Source organism: Rhizobium hidalgonense (assembly GCF_002914525.1).
Taxonomy (GTDB): Bacteria; Pseudomonadota; Alphaproteobacteria; order Rhizobiales; family Rhizobiaceae; genus Rhizobium; species Rhizobium hidalgonense.
The window spans coordinates 1-1,662 of the sequence record NZ_LODW01000009.1 but is presented as its reverse complement, the minus strand read 5'-3'; the positions used below and the strand labels follow the sequence as shown (position 1 = coordinate 1,662).

At 59.8% G+C, this 1,662-nt stretch carries 3 protein-coding genes; all 3 read right to left on the bottom strand.

Annotation, left to right across the window (positions count from 1 at the left end; translation table 11 throughout):
* The coding region (locus ATY29_RS00100) for a DUF1236 domain-containing protein (RefSeq protein ID WP_097537549.1) at window positions 1-780 on the bottom strand (780 nt) is incomplete at its 3' end.
* A 98-nt stretch (window positions 781-878) separates the two neighbouring features.
* Window positions 879-1,274, bottom strand: a complete 396-nt coding sequence (locus tag ATY29_RS00095; RefSeq protein ID WP_003565321.1) for a DUF1236 domain-containing protein — start codon at window positions 1,272-1,274, stop codon at window positions 879-881.
* 127 nt (window positions 1,275-1,401) lie between these two features.
* On the bottom strand, window positions 1,402-1,662 hold a 261-nt coding region (locus ATY29_RS00090), incomplete at its 5' end, for a BON domain-containing protein (protein ID WP_097537550.1).

Genomic DNA, 1,662 nt, shown 5'->3' with positions numbered 1-1,662 from the left:
GACAATCGTGAGAGCATCGGGATCGACGATGACGATCCTGCCATCCGCAAGGATGAAGAAGCGGTAGCCTTCATACTGCGGAACGATCTTCACAATGCGCGTCGGCAGCCGTTCCAGCCGGACCTTCTTCGGGATCGCCGTACCGACAGAGACGGTGAAGTCGACCTCCTTCACAGGCGCAACATGAACCTCCTTCACTACCGTTCGAATCTCGGTCTGCTGCTCGACCGAGATGTTGACGCTGGTCTTGGTGTTCGTTGTGGTGTTGTTGACGGTGGTTTCAGAAGAGCTCTTGTTTGTTGTCGTGGCGTTTTGGTCTGTCGACTGCTTCGACGCATCGCCGCTTTCCGAAGTGCTCTTCGTGCCTGTGGTGGCCGAGCCGCTGCTATCCGTGGTGCCGGACTTGCCGGCGGGCTTCTGTTCTGTCGTGGTGCCACCGCCGCCGTCTTTCGATGCAGGCTTGGTTTCTGTCGAAGTCTTGCCGGATGCACTTCCGCTCGTCGCGCCATCGGTCGAAGGCTGCTCGGCACTCTTTTTCACGTCGGAGCCCTGACCGGATTTCTGCTGCGATGACTGGCCCTTGCCTGGGCAGGCTCCGGAAGCGTCGGGGGTGCAGTCGGTGCCGGTCTTGGCAGAGCCCGACTGGGCGCCAGCCTCCGTGCTAGGCTGGGCCTGTCCGCTGCTCTTTGTGTCCTGCTGGGCCGCCACCGGCAATGTTGCAAGTGGGGATACGCTCAGTGACAGTGCTGCCACGAGCACGGCGAGATGGTTGCCTTTCATGATCGATCTCCGAGGTTTGTGCATACGACGACCCGCATTCGATGCGGTGCAGGCATGCCGTCATTTTTTGGAAGGAGGCGGCTGGAGCCGCCCGTCGGTCACTGGATGACCTGGATGACCTTCCGCGAGGAAGGTTCGACGATCACACGCTGATCGTTGACGATCGCATATGCATATTTCGGATCATCGGGAATTGGCGTCACGACGACGGTCTCCGGCAGGGGCTGGCCGACGACGACCTTCTCCTTCACCACGACGCGTTCGGTCGGGGTCGGAGCCTGCTGAACATAGGTCACAACCTGCTGAGGCGGCGGATCAATGACGCTACCTGCCACGCCGCCAACAATGCCGCCGACAGCCGCACCGACCGGGCCGCCGACGATCGCGCCCGTTGCAGCCCCACCAACGGCGCCTGTCACCGTCGATGACTGTGCAAAGGCGGATGTCGATGCCAACAGGACACCGACGGCAATACCTACAACTTTGATATTCATTTGTTTTCCTCTTTAGATGCGGTTGGTTCCGCTGCAGAGCCAAACCGTCGAATAGAGGAACTGTTCCAAAGCTAAGACTTGATGCCGGGGCTCAGCCCGACCTTGGTCCTAACCGCATTTGGATATATTACCGCGTGGGGAAGCGGCTCAGCATCCGATCCTGGACGTTCTCGCGGCCAACGATCATCGCTGCAAGCGAGATGGCTTTCTCGCGGTCTGCGGCGTTTGTTATGTAGCCTTCGAGCAGGACCACCGGGCCGAGCATCCTGATCTCGATGGCACTGCTGTCGATATCCTGATCAGCGGAAAGCGCCGCTTCGATCGTCGCGATGGTCGAGGCCGAACTATGGCCTTGGGAGCAGCACTCTTCATGGTTGGTGTTGTCGGA

Excerpts from the sequence above, each read along its gene's own strand:
- ATY29_RS00095 (WP_003565321.1), bottom strand. The coding sequence starts at position 1,274 with ATGAATATCAAAGTTGTAGGTATTGCCGTCGGTGTCCTGTTGGCATCG.